At 63.7% G+C, this 19734-nt stretch carries 19 protein-coding genes; 7 read left to right on the top strand and 12 right to left on the bottom strand.

What is annotated here, in order from left to right:
* Window positions 1-6: 6 nt before the first annotated feature.
* From AC1DD5_RS14610 to AC1DD5_RS14595, 4 genes are all read left to right on the top strand, one after another.
* On the top strand, window positions 7-1995 hold the full coding sequence (locus AC1DD5_RS14610; RefSeq protein ID WP_477521915.1) for a primary-amine oxidase: 1989 nt from the start codon (window positions 7-9) through the stop codon (window positions 1993-1995).
* Window positions 1996-2011: 16 nt separating this feature from the next.
* Window positions 2012-2455 carry a hypothetical protein gene (locus tag AC1DD5_RS14605; protein ID WP_477521993.1) on the top strand — a complete coding sequence of 148 codons (444 nt, stop codon included), beginning with the start codon at window positions 2012-2014 and terminating at the stop codon, window positions 2453-2455.
* Window positions 2456-2630: 175 nt separating this feature from the next.
* Window positions 2631-3926 carry an APC family permease gene (locus AC1DD5_RS14600; protein ID WP_477521914.1) on the top strand — a complete coding sequence of 432 codons (1296 nt, stop codon included), beginning with the start codon at window positions 2631-2633 and terminating at the stop codon, window positions 3924-3926.
* The gene (locus tag AC1DD5_RS14595) at window positions 3901-4713 is read left to right on the top strand and encodes a hypothetical protein (protein ID WP_477521913.1); all 813 of its coding nucleotides are present in this window, start codon (window positions 3901-3903) and stop codon (window positions 4711-4713) included. Before AC1DD5_RS14600 ends, AC1DD5_RS14595 begins: the two co-directional genes overlap by 26 nt.
* A gap of 94 nt (window positions 4714-4807) precedes the next feature.
* Here AC1DD5_RS14595 and AC1DD5_RS14590 read toward each other — a convergent pair whose 3' ends face one another.
* A complete protein-coding gene (locus tag AC1DD5_RS14590; RefSeq protein WP_477521912.1) occupies window positions 4808-5701 on the bottom strand; it encodes a sigma-70 family RNA polymerase sigma factor in 894 nt (297 codons plus the stop codon).
* 17 nt (window positions 5702-5718) lie between these two features.
* Complete coding sequence (locus tag AC1DD5_RS14585) at window positions 5719-6177, bottom strand: carboxymuconolactone decarboxylase family protein (RefSeq protein WP_477521911.1); 459 nt, start codon at window positions 6175-6177, stop codon at window positions 5719-5721.
* A gap of 186 nt (window positions 6178-6363) precedes the next feature.
* On the opposite strand from AC1DD5_RS14585, the gene AC1DD5_RS14580 reads away from it, so the two are divergent.
* From AC1DD5_RS14580 to AC1DD5_RS14570, 3 genes are read left to right on the top strand one after another with little or no spacing between them, the layout of a single operon-like run.
* The gene (locus AC1DD5_RS14580; RefSeq protein ID WP_477521910.1) at window positions 6364-6960 is read left to right on the top strand and encodes an RNA polymerase sigma factor; all 597 of its coding nucleotides are present in this window, start codon (window positions 6364-6366) and stop codon (window positions 6958-6960) included.
* The gene (locus AC1DD5_RS14575; RefSeq protein WP_477521909.1) at window positions 6926-7978 is read left to right on the top strand and encodes a CU044_5270 family protein; all 1053 of its coding nucleotides are present in this window, start codon (window positions 6926-6928) and stop codon (window positions 7976-7978) included. Before AC1DD5_RS14580 ends, AC1DD5_RS14575 begins: the two co-directional genes overlap by 35 nt.
* Before the next feature lie 45 nt (window positions 7979-8023).
* On the top strand, window positions 8024-9061 hold the full coding sequence (locus tag AC1DD5_RS14570; protein WP_477521908.1) for a zinc-dependent alcohol dehydrogenase family protein: 1038 nt from the start codon (window positions 8024-8026) through the stop codon (window positions 9059-9061).
* Window positions 9062-9071: 10 nt separating this feature from the next.
* Here the strand turns inward: AC1DD5_RS14570 and AC1DD5_RS14565 are convergent, their stop codons facing one another.
* From AC1DD5_RS14565 to AC1DD5_RS14520, 10 genes are all read right to left on the bottom strand, one after another.
* Window positions 9072-10298, bottom strand: a complete 1227-nt coding sequence (locus AC1DD5_RS14565; RefSeq protein ID WP_477521992.1) for a pyridoxal phosphate-dependent aminotransferase — start codon at window positions 10296-10298, stop codon at window positions 9072-9074.
* A 52-nt stretch (window positions 10299-10350) separates the two neighbouring features.
* Complete coding sequence (locus AC1DD5_RS14560) at window positions 10351-11280, bottom strand: PASTA domain-containing protein (RefSeq protein ID WP_477521907.1); 930 nt, start codon at window positions 11278-11280, stop codon at window positions 10351-10353.
* A 54-nt stretch (window positions 11281-11334) separates the two neighbouring features.
* Window positions 11335-11811, bottom strand: coding sequence for a hypothetical protein (locus AC1DD5_RS14555; RefSeq protein WP_477521906.1), 477 nt, complete (start codon window positions 11809-11811; stop codon window positions 11335-11337).
* Window positions 11804-12391 (bottom strand): hypothetical protein, encoded by a 588-nt coding sequence (locus AC1DD5_RS14550; protein WP_477521905.1) that lies wholly within the window; start codon window positions 12389-12391, stop codon window positions 11804-11806. The genes AC1DD5_RS14555 and AC1DD5_RS14550 overlap by 8 nt, the downstream gene beginning before the upstream one ends.
* Window positions 12378-14999, bottom strand: coding sequence for a hypothetical protein (locus AC1DD5_RS14545; protein ID WP_477521904.1), 2622 nt, complete (start codon window positions 14997-14999; stop codon window positions 12378-12380). Before AC1DD5_RS14545 ends, AC1DD5_RS14550 begins: the two co-directional genes overlap by 14 nt.
* Window positions 14996-15430 carry a GPW/gp25 family protein gene (locus tag AC1DD5_RS14540; protein WP_477521903.1) on the bottom strand — a complete coding sequence of 145 codons (435 nt, stop codon included), beginning with the start codon at window positions 15428-15430 and terminating at the stop codon, window positions 14996-14998. Before AC1DD5_RS14540 ends, AC1DD5_RS14545 begins: the two co-directional genes overlap by 4 nt.
* A gap of 13 nt (window positions 15431-15443) precedes the next feature.
* A complete protein-coding gene (locus AC1DD5_RS14535; RefSeq protein WP_477521902.1) occupies window positions 15444-15782 on the bottom strand; it encodes a hypothetical protein in 339 nt (112 codons plus the stop codon).
* A 3-nt stretch (window positions 15783-15785) separates the two neighbouring features.
* Window positions 15786-17306: a phage baseplate assembly protein V gene (locus AC1DD5_RS14530; RefSeq protein WP_477521901.1), complete on the bottom strand. Its 1521-nt coding sequence runs from the start codon at window positions 17304-17306 to the stop codon at window positions 15786-15788.
* Window positions 17303-18061: a CIS tube protein gene (locus AC1DD5_RS14525; protein WP_477521900.1), complete on the bottom strand. Its 759-nt coding sequence runs from the start codon at window positions 18059-18061 to the stop codon at window positions 17303-17305. The genes AC1DD5_RS14530 and AC1DD5_RS14525 overlap by 4 nt, the downstream gene beginning before the upstream one ends.
* A 1193-nt stretch (window positions 18062-19254) precedes the next feature.
* Entirely contained in the window at window positions 19255-19734 is a 480-nt protein-coding gene (locus tag AC1DD5_RS14520; protein WP_159708998.1) for a phage tail protein, read from the bottom strand.

Genomic DNA, 19734 nt, shown 5'->3' with positions numbered 1-19734 from the left:
GCAGCCATGACGCCCACAGCAACCCAGACAGCAACTGACGCAGCCGCCGTCGAGGAAACCCAGTACCGCCTGGCCACGGGCGCTGAAATTTCCGAGGTGAAGCGTGTTCTGCAAGCCGCCGGTCACCTCGGAGACACCAAGCGGATCGCCTACCTTGGCCTTGTGGATCCGTCCCGCGGGCAAGAAATAGAAGACCGCCGGTTCCGTGTGTTCATCCACGACGTCTCCGGCGGGGCTCCTACTGACGTCCTGGTGTCCGTGACCCACGGCCAGATCCTGTCCGCAACAGAACTGGACACCAAAGTCTCCGGCGAACTTCCCGTGCTGGAGGAAGAGTTCGAAGTTGTTGAGACGCTGCTTGCCACGGATGAGCGGTGGCTCGCCGCTCTGGCAGCCCGGGACTTGGATGTGGCCAAAGTGCGGGTCGCTCCCCTCTCCGCCGGCGTGTTTGAGTACGACGACGAGAGGGGCCGCCGCATCCTCCGTGGACTGGCATTTGTGCAGGATTTCCCTGAAGACAGCGCATGGGCGCACCCGGTGGATGGGCTGGTGGCGTATGTGGATGTGGTCAACAAGGAAGTCACCCAGGTGATCGATCTTGGCGTCATGCCGATTCCGGAAGAGCACGGAAACTACACCGATCCCCAACTCACAGGCCCGCTCCGGACCACTCAAAAGCCCATCAGCATTACCCAACCCGAAGGCCCGAGCTTCACAGTCACCGGCGGCAACCATGTGGAATGGGAAAAATGGAGTGTGGATGTCGGCTTCGATGTCCGTGAAGGAGTGGTCCTCCACAACCTGGCCTTCAAGGACGGAGACCGCCTTAGGCCCATCATCAACCGGGCCTCCATCGCCGAAATGGTGGTGCCCTACGGTGATCCCTCGCCCATCCGGTCCTGGCAGAACTACTTCGACACCGGCGAATACCTCGTGGGCCAGTATGCAAACTCCCTGGAACTCGGTTGCGATTGCCTTGGTGACATCACCTACCTCAGCCCCGTCATCAGCGACGCCTTCGGCAACCCCCGGGAAATCCGCAACGGCATCTGCATGCATGAGGAAGACTGGGGCATCCTCTCCAAGCACTCGGACCTCTGGACCGGGATCAACTACACGCGACGCAACCGCCGCCTGGTGATCTCCTTCTTCACCACCATCGGCAACTACGACTACGGCTTCTACTGGTACCTCTACCTCGACGGCACCATCGAGTTCGAAGCCAAGGCCACCGGCATCGTGTTCACCAGCGCCTTCCCCGAGGGTGGCTCTGACAACATCTCGCAGTTGGCTCCAGGACTCGGAGCCCCGTTCCACCAGCACCTCTTCAGCGCTCGCCTGGACATGGCAATCGACGGCTTTACCAACCGCGTGGAGGAAGAGGACGTAGTCCGTCAAGCCATGGGTGCGGGGAATGAGCGCGGCAACGCCTTCTCCCGCAAGCGGACGCTCCTCACTAAAGAGTCCGAAGCCGTCCGGGAAGCCGACGCGCGTGCAGGCCGGACATGGATCATCTCCAACCCCGAGTCCCGGAACCGACTCGGCGAGCCGGTTGGCTACAAGCTCCACGCCGAAAACCAGCCCACGCTGCTGGCCGATCCAGGTTCCTCAATCGCCAAGCGCGCCGCATTCGCCACGAAGGACCTTTGGGTTACGCGATACTCCGACGAGGAGCGCTATCCGACCGGCGACTTCGTGAACCAGCACTCCGGCGGAGCAGGCTTACCGGCCTACGTTGCCCAGGATCGCGACATCGACGGCCAGGACATCGTTCTCTGGCACACTTTCGGCCTCACCCACTTCCCCCGCGTGGAGGACTGGCCGATCATGCCGGTGGACACGGTCGGCTTCAAGCTGCGCCCCGAGGGCTTCTTCGACCGCAGCCCCGTATTGGATGTGCCCGCCAACTCTTCAGGTTCGAGCTGCCACAGCCCGGCCACCGCCGCTACGGATGAACACGGCGAAAGCCACCATGAGCACGGACACTGCCACTAAACGGACACCCAGGCACATGACCACGACGACGGGACGGATCCGGTCAGCCGGGCCCGTCCTCCATCCCAGGATTTGCGCAGCCCTCACGGCTGTCTCGTGCCTGGTCCACCTTGGGGTCGCGGCGTGGGGACACCACGGCGCATGGCTCGGCGTCCTCATGATTGCTGTGGCGGCCATCTGCGTCCCCTGCACTATTCACATCTGGCGCCACAGCCGCGTCGGAGCTCTCCACCAAGTGACGGTCTCCGCTGTGGCAATGATTGCCCTTCATTCGGTCTTGCTGTTGGGAGCGGGAGGTGCCGGACACGCGCACGGTGAGGGACGGGCGTCGAGCGTTGTTGATACTTCCGGCGCTGCCGGGTTGCTGCTGGTGATCGGACTGGAAATCACGACGGCGCTACTCGCCGCTACCTTGGTGGCACGGCTGCGGCGTCGGGTACAAATGGCCGCTGCTTCCTGACCTTCTTCGGCGCCAGCTAAGCCGGTAATCAGCCCTCTTGAGTTGCGCAGTGCCCGCCAAAGAATCCAAAGAGGGTCAGGAAGCAAAACGCCCAGCAAGAATTCGGCAGGATATTGCCTCGAGCAGGCAGTTTTCCCGCTTGTTGCACCTGCCCCGAACACTGTTCAGTAGAGGGGTGAGTAGAGCTGTCAGTAATTCGGGCCTTGGACTCTTCAGGGCCACGGGGATTTATGTAGGTGCCATTCTGGGCTCGGGTGTGCTGGTCCTGCCGGCCATCGCCGCCCAAGTTGCCGGACCGGCGTCGTTATTAGCGTGGGCGTTGCTGTTGGTCTTCTGCACCCCGGTGGCGTTCAGTTTTGCTGAAATGTCCAGGCAACAGCCCGACGCCGGTGGGATCGCCACGTTCGTGACCCGCGCTTTCGGGCAGCGAGCCTCGGTTGTGGCCGGCTACCTCTTCTACTTCGCCATCCCGTTCGGGGCGCCCGCCACCGCGGTGATCGGCGGGGAGTACATCGCGCACGCCATGGGCGGTGGGCGTGAAACGGCCCTGATCGCGGCGGGGCTGATCCTTGCGGCAGGTTTCCTGAGCAACGCGGTGGGGATCCGCGTCTCGAGCAAACTCCAACTCCTCCTCATGGTGTTGCTCGTGGCGTTGCTGGCACTGGCCGTAGCCGTGGCAGCGCCCTCCGCCAAGGTAGAAAACTTCGTGCCCTTCGCCCCGAATGGCTACTGGGCAGTGGGCGGTGCAGCGAGCCTGCTCTTCTTCTGTTTCGCCGGGTGGGAGGCCGTAACGCATCTGGCCGGGGAGTTCCGCCACCCCGAACGCGACCTGAAGCGGGCCACTTGGCTGACGCTCGTCGTCGTCGGCGTTGTTTACATCGGATTGGTGGCGGCATGCGTCGCCGTCCTTGGTCCAGGACTCGCGGGCAGCAGCGTCCCGGTGGCCGAACTGCTGGCGAAAGGACTGGGACCGGCGGCGGCTCCCGTGACGGCTGTTGCGGCAGCCGTGTTGACGTTCGGACCACTCAATACGTTCGTGGCCGGGGCCAGCAAGCTTGGCGCCAGGTTGGCGTCCGACGGCGTGCTGCCGCGACCCTTGGCACGTGGCGTGGGTGCCGGGGAGGTGCCTTCCGTGAGCCTGGCGGCACTCGCTGTCATGACGTCACTTTCCTTTGCCCTCGCAGCTGTGGGGTTCCTCAGCATGGAATACCAGATCGGCGCCGCCTCGGCGTGCTTCACGGCCGTGACCGCTTTTGGCCTGGCCGCCGGCGTGCTCCTGTTGCCCCGTGGAACCGCGGCCTGGTACGGAGTCATCCTGGCCGCCGTCGTGATGCTCGTGGTGTTGCTCTTCAGCGGCTGGACCCTGCTGGTCCCGACCGTGCTGGGTGCTGCGGCACTGTTGGTGGGGCGCTTGTATTTGAAACCCCCGGTGCCACAATTGAGCCATGGCCGCAGCGTGGTCAATTCGTGAGGGGTTCCGCAGCGGGCCTGACCCTGATGCCCTGCGCCGCCCCTTCTTCATTGCGGCCGTCGTTGTCTTTGCCCTGGTAGTCCTGGCCGAGGTGGGTATGTCGCTCTTGCTGGGGCAGACCGCCGTCGACCCCGTCTCCGCAAGCGGTGCCAACAACCTGGGCGTTCCGCTGGATGTCTTCCTCAAGACCCAGCGCGCCGATGCCGAACCGCCAGGCGCGGGCATTGGATTCCTGGCATTCCTGGATGGGTTGCTGCTGTTCACGGTGGTGATGCTGGGACTCAGCCTGATCATCGACCTGCGAACCTATGGTCGGATCCAGGGCCTCACGACGTTCATCGTGACGCTGCTGTGGGTTATCGCGGCCTTCCTCACCGCAATGTTGGCCTTGGCGAAGTTGTTCCTGATGATCGGGTTGTTCGTGGCCACCCCGTTTGGAACCATTGCGTATCTGGCGCTGTGGGGGAGCTTTCCGAAAGGACAGGCGGCGGCAATCCTGGGTTTGCTGTTGGTCCTGAAAATCGTGTTCGCGGTGTTGCTGATTCTCAGTCAGCCGAAGTTCCTCAAAGTCACAGGGCTGGTGGTGCTGCTGGTGGTATCCGTGCTGCTTCAGGTGATCCTGGGGCTGATCCATGGTTTTCTCCCAGGGCCGCTGGTGTCCATTGGAGATCAGTTCTGGGCGTTGATCACTGTGGTGGTTGCCCTCGTGTGGGCGCTGATCATGCTGATTGCGTCCATTCCGGCGATCATCAATGCGTTGCGCGTGAGTGGTTCGGCGGGGGACTAGCTTTGCCACCCGTCCGGTGACTTCGCGGGAATCTTGCCAATTCGCATGGAAGTTTCCGTGCGAACGAGCAGCTTTCCCGCTACTTCGAGCCAACTCACAGCGAAAGCCGGGTCAACTTGTCCGGATTCGAGATCTGCCGCAGCCCGCGGATGGTGCCGTCAGGGCCGCCGTCGAGCACCAAGACGTCGGCGCGACCCGAGTGCCGGAGTACCAGCGCTGGTTCCCCGTTCACAGCGATGAGATCAGCGGTGACGGGCGTTACAGGATCGAAGGCGGCTGCTTTGCCGAGGATGCCCGCGAAGAACCGCCCGATCCGCTCCGCCCCGAACACTGGGTTCATGGCACTCTTGACCTTGCCACCGCCGTCGGCCCAGAGGACAGCATCCCGATCGAGCATCGCCACTACCGTCTCAATGTCACCCTGCTCGATGGCGCGTACCAGCTTCTCCAAGGCCGCGCGGTCCTTGGTCCTGGGCGCGGGAGCATTGGGGTCGATGTCCAAGCGGCGCTCGGCCCTGGAGATCATTTGGCGTACGGCAGTGGGGGTCTTTTCCAGGATGTCCGCGATTTCCGGCGCGGACATCCCAAAAGCGCGGTGGAGCACCAATGCGGCCCTCGCCTCCGGAGCCAGCTGCTCAGCCAGATGAAGCAAGGTCAAGGACAGGAGCTCGCGGTTGGCCACGGTTTCCTCCGGAAGCCTGGAGGTGTCTACCGGTTCCGGCAGCCAAGGCCCGGTGTAGTCCTCGCGCACAGCGGCGAGTTGGCGCACCCGGTCAACGGAGCGCCGCACGCACACTGTGGTTAGCCACGCCGGCCAGGATTCCACACGGTGGCCATCGGCCTTGCGCTCCTGCCGAACGGCATCGATGGCAACCTCGGAGACGACGTCCTCGGCATGGCCGAAATCTCCCAGCATCCGGTAGGCGATTCCCAGCAAACGATTTCGTTCGCTCTGCCACGCGGCCGTGGCCGATACCGCAAGACTCATGCCCTCCACGCTACCCCTCAGACGATCGGGTTCTTCTCATCCACCGGCGGCTCCATCTGCGTGCTGATGGCGATCCTGTTCCACACATTGATCGTGGAGATGGCCAGGACCAGGCCTCCCATCTGGCTGTCGTCAAAATGGGTGGCAGCCGCATTCCAGATCTCATCGGTAACGGTGTCGGGTCCCAGCTGTGTCAATGCATCGGTCAGGGCGAGTACGGCCTGCTCGCGGGCATCGAAGAACACTTTGGAGTGTTGCCAGGCGGCGACAGCATGCAGCTTTCGTTCCGGGATGCCGCGCTTCCGGCCGTCAGTCGCGTGCATGTCCACGCAGAAGCCGCAGCCGTTAAGGATGGAGGCGCGGAGCTTGATGAGCTCGTACAAGTCGGGATCCACCGACTTGCGGGCGTAGCCTTCCAGCCCGATGACAGCGGCATAGCCGAGTTTGTTGCTGCGGCCGATATTGATGCGGGTCATGCTGTTTCCCTTCTGTGGTGGTTCCTTACATCAGGGATGTCGTAAGGGGGGACGGAAGTGTGACAGTTTGAGCAAGGCCGCGGTCCCGGATGAGATCACGAGGGACGGATAGTCTGACGTCGAGGTCCAGGGGAGGAAGAAGGGCTGCTGCGTGAACTCTTTTGCGGCGGGCGGTCAATACATAGTGTGAGCACAGACAGCGACATCATTAGGCGGTCCCGGGACAGCCCCGCAGTTTTCGGGGAGCTGTACGATCGGCATGCCTCAGCCATTTACAGGTATGCGGCCAGAAGGGCCGGGGAATTCGCCGCGGACGACGTCACCTCGGAAACCTTCCTGGTCGCTTGGGAGCATCTGGAAACCTACGACACGGGCCGGGACGATGCCCGGCCATGGTTGTTCGGAATCGCTACTAATTTGCTTCGACAGCATCACCGGGCCGAAGCCAATGTCCTCAGAACAGCCGCAAAAGCGGCTTCACGTGAGGCGATAGCCGATGACTCGGACCGGATCGCTGCTGAAGTCGATGCCGAGGTTACCACCGGGCGAATTGCCCAGTCCCTCCGGAACATGGCTGCGATCGACCGGGAAACGCTGTTGCTCTACGCATGGGCTGATTTGACCTACGAAGGCATCGCCCAGGCCATGAGTGTTCCCGTGGGAACGGTCCGTTCCCGCTTGAACCGTGCTCGCCAAATACTTCGAACCCAGTTCAGCCTCGAAAAGCTTAGCGAAATGGAGAACCACCATGGACGAACTGCAGCTGCTCCGCGAGATGCGTAGCGACGTCGGCTCCGCACCGCCTGCCACGTTGGCCCGCGGAAGGGAGAAAGTCATGGCCAAAGTGCAAGCGTCCGGCACTTCAACACCTCAGCGGAAAACCACCGTAACGCCCATCCGGTTCCGGCGACGTGCTCTTTTCGCTTCTGCCGCTGCCGCCCTGTTGGTCGGCGGTATCGTCATTGCCGACGTCGTTAGATCCGGTGGTCCGGGAACCACAGCTGAGGCGGCCGAGGTGCTGAACAACGCTGCTGCTGCAGCTATTCAAACGTCCGACCCTATGCTCGGACCCGGACAGTATCTGAAAATCGCAACGAGGTCGGTCTTTGGATCGGGCGGGCAGGCTGCCGATGTAAGCGGCGTGAGATGGGAAGAGACCACAAGCAGTCAGATGTACGTGCCAGCCGACAGGGCAGATGTATGGGTCTGGAACCGGGAACCTCGCCTGATTTTGGACTCGCCGAGCGAGGAAGCCAAGGCTCTGCCAGACGAGGTCCGTAAGGCTCAGGAAGCCGAGTCGGATGGGCAACCTGAGTTCGTCGGGATTCTGCGCTCCCCGGGAGGTGTCTTCTATGGGAATGAGCCGACCGTCATCGTTGGTACGCCGTTAAGGGAGGCCGCGAGTCTACCCAGGGATCCACGGGCTCTGCTGGACTTGATCTACGAACGCACCAAGGGCACCGGGAAGTCTCCCGACAGTGAGGCTTTCACGGCAATCGCGGACGGCCTGCGGACAGGAGTCGTTCCGGCTGACCTCCGCGCTGCGCTCTACAAGGCAGCTGCTCTGATTCCCGGCGTTACGGTGACTGACAGGCACGCAATGATCGACGGCCGCACAGGCATCGCCATTGGTATCGCATCATCAGACGGAGTGACGGGATCGAACATCGTCATCGATCCCGCCTCGGGTGTGGTCATCGGGGGACAGTCCGTGCTGATCAAGGATTATCCCGGATATCCCGCGGGGACCGTCACGACGTGGACCTCGCTGAGGACCTCGGTGGTGGACTCGGCGCCCTAAGCTGTCGCGCCGCGAAGCATGCCAGGACCTTGTTAGAGTCGGTGCGTGCGAGCAGTGATATTTGATGACGTCCGGGCCCAGCCTGAAGTGCGGGAAGTAACCATGCCTGAGGCACCGGCTGGTGGAGTGGTGGTGAAGGTCGAGGCCACGGGCATGTGCCGCAGCGACTGGCACGCCTGGGCTGGACACGACGACATCGCTTTTCCCCACGTGCCCGGCCACGAGCTCGCCGGCGTCATTGCAGCAGTGGGCGAAGGTGTCCACGGCTGGAAAACCGGGGACCGGCTAACTGTTCCGTTCGTCTGCGGATGCGGCAAATGTGAGTGGTGCCTGGCGGGTGAGGCACAGGTTTGCCCGGACCAGCAGCAACCCGGCTTCACCCATTGGGGATCGTTCGCCGAATACGTGGCCCTGCACGCTGCCGACAGCAACATGGTTGCCCTCCCGGAAAGCGTCGAATTTACGACGGCGGCAAGCCTCGGCTGCCGCTTCGCAACGGCATACCGCGCGTTGGCAGCCCGTGCGCAGGTGAAAGCCGGTGAGTGGGTGACAGTTGTAGGTGCCGGAGGCGTCGGGCTGAGCGCTGTGATGATTGCCAAAGCCATGGGCGCCAGGGTCATCGCCGTGGACCGGAACCCGGAGGCCCTGGCTGTGGCTGCACGTTTGGGTGCGGATCACACGGTGCTCGCCGACGGCACGGACATCCCCGCCGCAGTCAACGTCCTCTCCGGCGGGGGCAGCCACGTGGCGGTGGACGCCGTCGGAAGTGAACAGACCTGCGCCGACGCAATCCTCAGCCTTCGCAGGCGGGGCCGGCATGTCCAGATCGGTTTGTTGCCCTCCATCGACGGCAACCCGCAGGTTCCCATGGCCAGGGTTATTGGGTGGGAGCTCGATCTTCTCGGCAGCCATGGCATGGCCGCAGTTGATTACCCAGGCATGATGGCGCTCATTGAGCAGGGCGCGCTTCAGCCGCAGCTGCTGATTGAACGCACCATCGGCTTGGAAGAAGCAGCGTTATTGTTGCCCGGATTCGACAAAGCAGCCCCTGCAGGCATGACGATGATAGACCCGAACCGCTAGGAACACCTGTTTAGTCCGCCGGGCGGTTCCGGTACGCGGCGAGGAAGTGTTCGATCCTGCGCACGGCTTCGTCGATGTCCTCCACGGTTGGCAGGATGACGAAGCGGAAGTGGTCCGGCGTGGGCCAGTTGAAGGCCGTTCCGTGCGAGACGAGGATCTTCTGCTCCTGCAGGAGTTGGAGGACGAACTTCTCGTCGCTCTCGATGGGGTAGATCTCCGGGTCCAACCGAGGGAACAGGTACATTGCGCCGGCCGCGGGAACGCACGAAACGCCTGGGATTGCCGTCAACAATTTCAACGCCAGATCCCGTTGCTCACGAAGGCGCCCGCCGGGACGGATGAGTGCCTCAATGCTCTGGTATCCACCCAGACAGGTCTGGATGGCGTGCTGGGCCGGAACGTTGGAGCACAACCGCAACGAGGCCAGCAGTTCCAAGGATTCCCGATAGGCAGCCGTTGCTGTCAATGGTCCAGTCACGGCAACCCAGCCTGCACGGTAGCCGGGCATGCGGTAAGCCTTGGAAAGCCCGCTGAACGTCAACACCGGGATGTCGTCCGCCACTGCGGCGGTATGAATGTGCGGGGCGTCGACGTAGCGGATCTTCTCGTAAATCTCATCTGAAAACAGGACGAGATCATGCTTCCTCGCGAGCGCCGCGAATTGCTCAAGGATGTGCCGCGGGTAGACGGCCCCCGTGGGATTATTCGGGTTGATGATCACGATGCCCCGTGTGCGCGGCGTGATCTTCGCTTCGACGTCGGCCATGTCCGGCCACCAATTCTCGTCCTCATCGCAGAGGTAGTGGACGGCTTTGCCACCTGTGAGGGTCACGGTCGCGGTCCAGAGCGGGTAGTCGGGTGCCGGGATGAGGATCTCGTCACCGTTTTCCATGAACGCTTGCAGTGTCATGGAAATGAGTTCGCTGACGCCGTTGCCGATGAAGACATCCTCGACGCCGATCGTCATCAGTCCGCGCGTCTGGTAGTACTGCGAGATCGCGGTCCGGGCGGAGAAGATGCCCTTGGAATCGCTGTAACCCTGTGCCCCACGGATGTGGTGGATCATGTCCACCACCACTGACTCCGGCGCCTCCAGCCCGAACGGCGCTGTGTCCCCAAGGTTCATCTTGAGGATGCGGTGTCCCTCGGCTTCCATGGCCTTGGCGGCCTGGAGGATGGGACCACGGAGTTCGTAGCGGACATTCTGGAGTTTGCTGGAGTGCTGCATGGGACGCATGGTTGATCTTTTCATGGCAGCTGCCCAGGCAGGCAAACGTGTCCGGAAATAATCACGGGTTCAGCCGCACCTCGCAGAGTTGGGGGTTGCTCAGGCAGATGTTCACCGGATCAAGGATGATGCTGGACCTCAACTCAGTCCGCACCAAAACGAGTGCGTTGACGTTGACCTTAGACCCGACGTCGGGATTGACGCCCACCACTACGCACCTCATCAGGGAGAGGGGAGGCGAGCTTTGGCAGGCGGAGCCCTGGGTGAAGTCCAATTGCAGTTGTGCGGTCTGGAAGGCATTGCGGGCGGTTTCGATCCGTGACCCCAGGACACTGGGCACGGTGGCCTTCACGGGCACGGCAATTTCCAGGTTGACCGTGCTGCCGCGCCCTACCTTCTCGCCGCCCGCGGGACTCTGGTTGACTACCGTTCCTTCAGGCGAGGCGCTCTCGATTTCCGTCGTAGCCGCTTTGAAACCGGCGTCCGTCACGATCTTGACCGCTTCAGCCTGCGGTTTGGTTTTCACGTCCGGAACGTTGGCGTCCTTGAACATGAAGTACAGGATCACGCCGATAACCGCCAGCAGCACCACACCCCCGATGATCACCCACAACCACGGGAATCCTGGCTTGGGCTTCGGCTGCTCGGCCGCCGGAACAGTCAGCGTGACCACATGCGCCTGGTCCGCGTAGTCCTCGGGTGCGTCGTCGGCAGAGTAGGCGATCAACTTCACCGGGTAGCTGCCCGCGGAAGCCCCGTCGGTGTCGAAATTGACCACATACTGTTCGGTGGCCCCCGCGGCGATGGTCCGCAACGGGTTGGGGATGGTGGTGTACGTTTTCGACGGCGGATTGGTCACCTGCCCGGGGAAGGCGCCGAGCACCACTCGCTCGGCTTCAGCGGAGCCGTTGGTGACGGATGCTGTCAGCGATCCCTTCCCTTCTTTAAGGACCACATCCGGGGAGCTCAACGTCATGGTGATGGCAGTCATGGCACAACAACTCCTAGGATCGCGGTTTGTAGTTTCGGGGCACAGCAGCACATCTCAGCCTCCGGGCTCCTGGATCAGCAACACACAAGGCCCCAGGCCGGGACAAACGATTCCCAACTGTCCGCCCGAGGTGCCGAAGGTCAGGTCCACGGTCTTCCCTGGACCTGAGTTCTGCTCAGCCCGCGTGCCCTGCACCAACAGCGAGACGGTGACCGCCTGCTGCGGTGCCAGCCTTGCCCGCTTGGTGGGAGGTCCGAAATAGAACAACCCCCCACCGAATTCCTTCACATCGAATACACACGCACCCGTAACCACCAGCTGTGTATCCGACGCCGAACACGAACCGCCCCGGGCAGACAGGTCCGCTGAGGTGAGTTTCGCGCCCGCGGCTGCTTCGGAGAACCCGCCCTGCCAGTCGCGTGCCACACCGTTGTTCCCGCCGCCGCAACTGACGCCGAACACCAGCACTAACAGCGCGATCACCCCACAGGCAATCACCACAAGAATCGGCGTGCGGTTCTCCTTATTCATTTGCCCGCACCTCAAGCTCATCCGTCACGTGCGCGGGTTTCATGCCCTTGACGATCCGCCGGATCAGCTCCAGCTGCCCACCCGCTTCCGCAGGAACCAGCACCTTTATATGGAACGCACCGGGGACGGATTCGACGTCGAACCCCGGCACCCCCGTGGCAAGGTGCAGGAAGCGGGTGAGCCCGTCCACTGTGCCGCGGCGTGCAGAGAGCTGCGCGGCGGCTGCGATGAGGTCTCGCTGTCGGGATATGGGAATGGCGCCGGTCGCGGGCAGGCTGCCGGGCCCTGTACCACCGGATCCTGTACCACCGTATTGAGCGCCGCCCTCCGGACCGGGAAGTGTCAACCAGTCCAGATCTACCCAGCGCGAGAGAAAGGGAATCAACGACGACGGCGCCCGGCCGGGGTCCGGAACGGTATGGATGCGGTCCAAGACCTGCCGGACGGGCCCATGCATATCCTCGGCTACTGAAAGAAGGGCCTGCAGGGGAGAGCTCGTGTCGGCGGCCACCTGGAACACTTCCGGCAGGACCCTCAGCAGTTTGGACTCGGACGGCCCCATGGACTCAGCCATTGCCATGGACCACCTCGATCCTGTGGTCGCCGGAGCAGAACAGCCAGGTGTCGGGCAACGTCACAACATCATCCACCACGCGTCGGGTGCAGCTTTCCCATAGAACGGCGTTGTCTGTGCTGCGATAAACGCCTTTGGGACCGGCAGCAAGGACCACGGGCTTGCCGTCAAGGATCGCCCCGGACACGGAACGAACGGGCTCGAACCGGGTACGGTCCCTCAGCGGCAGATTGCAGTTAACGTCCGGCACGCTCCACTGCGCCGACGCCTGGCCCAGCTGCAGCCGTAACACCCCGCCGCTCTGGGTAGCGGCGTAGGCAGCGTTACCCATCACGTGGACACCCCAGCAACTGCCCCCGGTCCAGCCACTACTGAACTCCTCCCACGAATTCATGAACGACTCATCAAGATCCGTGCGGCCCAACTCATCGATCTTCAGCCGCAGGCATCCCGTCCCGGTCCCTTCCGGCACTGCGCGGCCAAGCCACACATAGCTTGCACCGCCGTCGTACTGGATGGTCATGCAACGGATGTCCTCGCCGGAGGCCTTGACCTGCTTGAAGCTGTCGGCGGTACCGGCGTCGGGAGAGAGCCAGACGCCGGCCGAGGCCTCGGCGGCCACCACAACACCTGTTCGCCCGCGGACGTCCACCAAGGCGTCCACGGCGTAAAAACCACGATCCGGCTGGGACGTGTCTACTACGTTCTGCACGGGAATGGCACCTTGGCTCATCGGAAGTTCGTAGAGGCCGCGCTCGCCTGCCAGCAACAACAACGGCTCACCCTGGCGGTCCACCCAACACAAATCGGCGACGACGAACCCCAGTTCGGCTGCTTTGCGCCAGGATTCGCCGAGGTCCTCGCTGATATAAATGCGGGACCCCGTGCCCGTCACCGTGTTGACAGCCACCATGCCTGGGTGCCGCTCTGGACCCACCCGGCCGGCTGCGGGGGAACGAAACGGAGCGATGGCACGGACGGTTTCTTCGGTCTGGTCGCCGTCGGAGGCATCTCCAAAATCCGCACAGGCTTCCCAGCCGTCAGCGGCGTTGGTGGTGCGGAACAGCGTGCCGCCCTGGGCCACGAACCACGTTCTGTCCTGGCCTTCAGCCTGTACCAAGGACACGGCATCACTGTCCGGAACTTTGTCCACTTCCAGCCTGACCCGGTCTACATACTGAACGCCAGGCTCGGCCTCCTCCATGGCGCGGTACAGGTTGGAGACACGCAGTGGCTTCCCAAAGCCGGATCCGTAACTGGACGAATCCGGGCTCAGCGGACTGATCCCGTCAGACAGGCGGCCCACGATCCTGGACTTCACGGCGTCGGCATCCTCATCGGGACGAACAACGATCCGCGCATCCACCAGCACCTGTTTGTAGAGGCCCCAGCGCACTACAGGCTCGGCGCCAACCGTGGACCGCCTGCGGAGATATTGTTCCACTTCAAGCCGCACTTCGTCGCGTGCGTGTGACATAAGGTCCGCTGCGCCTAATGGTTCGGCAGCCCCTGCTCTGCCGCCAGGAACTAACGGCACCAGCACAATTTCCACTTCCCCCGGCAGGGCAAACGCCCACAGATCCTTGCGCGTGAAAGCCCGCGCACGGCCCACACCGCCGTGCCGACGCGCCAGCACTTCGTAGTCCCGGACAGTAACTGCACGGTCGCGGGCTTGGAAATCCTGAGGCGCGCGCCGGAGGGCGTTCTCCAAGGACTCGCCATCGCGGCCGCCCGTTGCCGGCTCTGGATTAGTGACCTTGGCTCCCGGAACAGGGGAACGTAGCACCGTGAGCTGACCCGCGGCAACGTTACCTCCCGAACCGCCACCGCTGCGATACCAAGCGCGAACTTCGGCACCTGCCCCCGGCACTAATGGCCCTTGACCACTTTCCGTCCGCGCCCTGGACTCTTCGTCCCACCAAGCGAACATTGCGACGCCGGCACTTCGGTCGATCCGCACCGGCATCTCACCCGGCCTTGCGTCGGCGAACGCCTCCACTTCCTTGCAGTACCGGAACGGCTTTCCGTCTACGAGCACTGCCTCGCCGCTGCTCAGCCGCGTCCCTGGCGGAACTTCGACGGCGATCGCCAGCCCTGCGCCCGAGACGATCGGCGCGTTGGGGATCACGAAGCTCTGACCTGGTCTTCCCGTCCCAGTACCAATCGGTACGGCGTCGTACGTGGTGACATCGGCTGCGGGGACCAGGACGCTGCTCATGCCAGCCGCCAAAGTGGCTGCCGCCGTCGTCGTAAATACTGGCTGGGGTGAACCGGGAACGCCGGGTGGGCAGCTGACCTGCGTGCCGCGGGGGATCCGGATCTCCTGATCGCCCACACTTGAGCGACCGAATTCCAGCATCGTTTCGGCGCTGCTCGGCGGATACAGCGACGTGCCCAGAAGGTTCAAGTAGACGGCGTAAAGCTTGTCCGGCACGCGGTTGAGCCGGTACATGAGCGTATCCGTGAGGTAGGCGAAGGCCTCCACAATGGTGATGCCGGGATCGTGGACCGAGAGGTCCGTCCATTCAGGGGCGATTTGCTGGATGCGTTCGCGGGCACCGGCCACGAGGTCCGCGAAGCTCCGATCGTCCAGGTTTGGCACGGGGATACTCACAGTGCACCTCCGGATTCCACGGGCAAGGCGATGGCGATCTCGTCCTCAAGCTGGGTGGTCCGGACACGGTATTTCAGCCGGACCTCAAGGACTTCGGGGTCCTCCGGCGAGCGTGAGGCATCCAAGGAAAGGACCGTGATGCGCCGCTCCCACTGTTCCACCGCGCGGGCCACGTAGTGGATAGCGAGTCCGGCGGTGGTGTCATCAGCCGGAGCGAATGCCAAACGGAACAAGTGGCAGCCGTAGGTCGGGCGGTTCACGCGCTCGCCAGGCCTGGTGCTCAGCAGGAGGAGGAGGGCTTGGCGGATGGAGGCTGCGTCCGTAACAGTCGCCAGCCTCCCTGCCGGAGTGATGCGCAGACCCGGGACGCCGGCTGCGGCGTCGAAATCCGGATGGATGAAAGCGATCGATGTGTAGCGTGGCGCGCTCATGACTGTCCCCTTTTCATGAACCCGACCCCACGAACGTTTGCCCAGGCCGGCGCACGTTGTACTTCACGCCGCCCGGGGGTGTGCCGTCGGTGAAGCCCTCCACACTGTCCAGGCAGACGGCCTTGCCCCCGATTCTGATGAAGGTGGAATAGCCCTTGGTGACCGGCAGCGTCTTATTGCACGGTTTGATGTTGATGCCAACATTCGGGCACATGCTGATATCCCTGCCCTGGGGATCGTTGTCCACGAGCACCGGCGATCCTTTGACACGGACCCACTCCTGCGATGGCACGTTCTTGACTTTGCCGTCGTGCCCGCAGCGCAGGATGGCCTCCTCGACCAGAATCCTCATGGCTTAGGCCTCCTCGAAGTCGACGGATTTCGCACGGATCTTCATGGCTTTGCCCGGAGCTTCCAGCACCAGGTCCGTGGCAGCGGTGATACGGAGCTTGTCCGGCCCCAGCTCCACCGACGAGCCGTGGCCATCCGTGAAACTCACGGTGCGGGCACCGCCGTCGAGCACTATTTGTTGACCGTCCGCACTGCGGAACGTGTAACGGCTCTCCCGGGCAGTGTTGACGCGGTTGTCGGGCGTCTGTTCACTGCCGTACAGGCCGCCCACGATGATGGCCTGGCCCGGATCCGTGGCAGGAAGAAGGACCAGGACGTGATCGCCGGGAGCCGGCGGGGTGACCATACCCTTCCCAGGACCCGCGGCCGCAGTAAGCACGGGAGCCCACGCTGTCTGGAGGTCCGGGTAGGCCGGTAGTTGTACACGGGCACGCCCCCGGGCCTCGGGATCGTCCACGTCCGTAATGATCCCGAGAGTGAAGACGTCCGGGCGTCGTTCGGGGACAGGGCTCGGTGGGCGGGTGGTAAGGGTGGTTTCGTAGCCCGTGCCGTCCAAACGGTGTGAGGCGCTCGCGATCAGATACGTTCCCTCGATAGACGGTGCTACCCCCTTGATCCTGACGCGCCCACCCGCCCTGAGCCCGGGATTGCCCTCAGCCACAAACACTGCCGTGACCTGACCGGCCATCCTGACGTCCAGCTCGGACCGCGCCAATCCGTTCGCCTCTTGGGTGGACTCGAGCACTTCGTTGTCTCGCCGGAGCTCGCCGCCTGCACCCACGCTGGCCAATGTTGGGTCGGCTGTGACGTGGGCTTTCGCGTCGCTGCTGCTGGTTTCAGCCTGGTGGACTGAGGCGTCCTCGGCGCGCCAGCCGTTGATTGCAGCGGACGCGTACGCCGGTTCCTGGCTGACCTCGATCTCCGCCGAATGAAGGGATGCCCCGAGGCTGAGCTCCAGGGGTTCGCCTTCGCCGTCGAGTCCTGTGAGCCTGAGGGCGCCGTCGTGCACCACGGGGTAGGCGCCCACCCGGGCACTCTGTTCAACCAGGAGGCTCAGGTCCGTGCGGGCGCACTGGTACACCTGGCCGAGCTTCTCCCCGCCGCCCACGACGTCCAACCCCGTGCCTTCGCAGAGTGTCCTTGCCAAGCCAGCGAGATCGACGTCCTCGTGCAGCCTGGTGAATTGGCGCTTCCTCAGCCGATGCAGGGCATCGTAGGCCCTGATGCGGATTTCCTGACCAAGGTTGGCTCCGTAGCTGTACTCCACCACGGTCACCTCGCCTACGAATAGTGGAGTCCGATGACCGCCGAGCTCCACCCGCAGGGCATCACCGGGCGCCGGATCCACGCCACCCCTCGCCGCTGCTGTCCTGCCCGGACCGGGTCGCCAGCTGATGAGGCACTGGGCTGGCCTCGCGAGTGAAGTGAGCACCTGGACGGACACTATCGCCGCCGTTTCGGCCGTGCTGAGTCTGCGCCGCCCCAAGGTGACGATGAGTTCGGGGAGACCCTGGACTTGCCTCATGATGCTTCACCAACCGGTGGGACGGCGAGCGGGCCGCTGAAGTGCGCGGGGTCGTCGATGTTGTTGTATTCCAGGAGCAGCTTCCAAAGGAGGGGTGTCCCGAAGGCTTCCACGGAAAGTCGCCCCAACTCAGCCGGCGGCACCTCAGGAAGGAGCTCGCCGCCGTCGGGCATTGCCGCATCCCTGTCCGTGCTGCCATCGCCCGTGACCGCCAGCGTATCCACGGGTGGGGCCGTCAGATCCACGGCGGGGAGTCGCTGGGCGAGCTCGTAATTCTCGCCCCCTTCCTCATCCGCGGACTGGCCGACGCGCACGAAGACCATCCGCATCCAGGACCTGAGCGGTGAACCGTCCGCGGCGAAGCGGTCAAAGCGTTCCGCCACCTCCGTCACGATGCCCGGCACGTTCCACGCGCGGCCCCACACAAACCGGACCGACGGCGGCCTCCGCTGGCGCTCGACCTCCGCACTGTTCTCGGCGAGCGCCCAGATAGGCCTGGTCATTTGCCGAACGTCCTGCACATGGAGCGACGCCGGCGCGAGGTCGACGTCGAAGAGGAGATCCAGCCTTAGCTCGGTGTGGCCGCCTCCCGTGAAGAGCAGGGGGTCGTCCGCCAGTCCGCTGCCGCTGAGTTTGCCGCCGGCACTTCTCCGGGGCTCCACACCGGCGGAGCGCTGCATCACGACCGTTTCCGGGTTGAGCAGGCAGCCCAGGTGTTCCCCGGTGTCCTCGATCAGGAAGGCGACACGTTCCATGTCAGAGCGCCAAGTGTTCGTCGGTGAGGCGGGCTTGGCGGGCGATAGCTTCGGTTACCGGGGTGGTTGTCGGGCTGGCTTGGTTGGCGGTGGGAGTGGGGCGCGGGGCGAGCTCCGGCCAGTCCCCCTTGAGCGCTGGCGTCGGGATATGGGTTGTGCTCGCGCTGGGGTGGCCCTGGGGTTGTGTGCGTTGTGGGCCCTGCTTTGCGTCCCGATTTTGGGGTTTAGCAAGCAGAGTAGGTCCCGCAATGGGAGGCGTCGTGTTGGGGGTGTGTTGTGGGGCGCGCTCTGCGCCCGAATCTTGGGTTTTGGCATGCACACCGGGCCCCGCAACGTGGGGTGTTTCGGGCCGATCGGTGCGAAGGGGGAGCATGGGTATGTGTTGTGGGGCCTGCTTTGCGCCCGAATCTTGGGTTTTGGCACGCACATCGGGCCCCACAATGTGGGGTGTCGTGGTGGGGGTGCGTAGTGGGGCCTGCTCTGCGCCCCAATCTTGGGCTTTGGCACGCACATCGGGCCGCGCAACTTGGGGTGATTCAGATCGATCAGGGCTTAGGCGCAGCATGGGTATGCGTTCTGGGGCCTGCTCTGCGTCCCATGTTGGCCCCGAAGCACTCAGATCAGGCCTCCCAACGCCGGGAGATTCAGATCGATCCGTGCGAAGGCGCAACCTGGGCGTTTGTTGTGGGGCCTGCTTTGCGCCCCAGTTTGGCCCCGAAGCGCGCACACCGGGCCCCGCAACGACGGAGGTGGTGCCCGGTGTGCGTTCTGGGGCCTGCTCTGCGTCCGATGTTGGGTCCGAAGCACGCACATCGGGCCCCGCAACGGGAGGTGTCGCCGGGCGATCCGTGCGAAGGCGCAGCATGGGTGTGGCGTGTTGTGGGGCCTGCTTTGCGCGCCAAGAGCGCCCCCAGGCACGAAGAGTGGGCCTCACAACGGGAGGGGTGTTGGTGGCAGCGGCGGGAGGAACCAACCCGGCGTCGCGCAGCAACTGAACCCAGTGCTCGGGTGCGCCTTCCACGTTCAGGCCTCGCACCGTCGTCGAACTTTCCGACGAATCAAGTTCCGAAACCGAAGGCACCGACGCGCCCGTGCCCGGAGAACCCGTGCCCGGAGAAGCCGACCCGCGATCCAGCCACGCAGCCACACCTCGCAACCGGTGCGCAGCTGCCCGTCGCCAGGAAAACCCATGCTCAGGCGACGGGAGCGCGGGCATCGTCGAGCTCCAGGCGGTCGTACGCGATGCTGAGGGATTCGATGGCGAGATCCTTGCCCAAAGCGTCAAGGGGTGCGCCGAACCAGTCGCACGGCCAGGCCCCCAGAAGGTTCCAGCGGCGGACTTCCACGGAGCCGGCATCGTTGAGCATCGCGATGGAGACGTTCCGGCGTTCTACTTTTCCGTCGACGGCTTTGAAGAGCCACTGCAGCATTTCGGTGGAGTCGGTGAGCCCATACTTCAAGGTCACTGGCGTGTATTCCACTTGCCCGGGTATGACGCGGACTGTGCTGTTTTCGCCGCCGGAGCGGTAGAGGATGCGGTCGATCTTCAGGCCGAGCCCCTCCACCTTTGTGAAGTGTCCCTGAACCACGCCCTGGATCACGAGCTTGAAGTTGTAGGCCCGGTACGGGTCCACCACGTTGCCCGGCTGGGCGGCAGGTGTTGGGGTTGTCAT

The sequence above is a fragment of the Paenarthrobacter sp. 10L420 genome (assembly GCF_056395385.1).
This window is presented reverse-complemented; position numbering and strand designations above follow the sequence as displayed.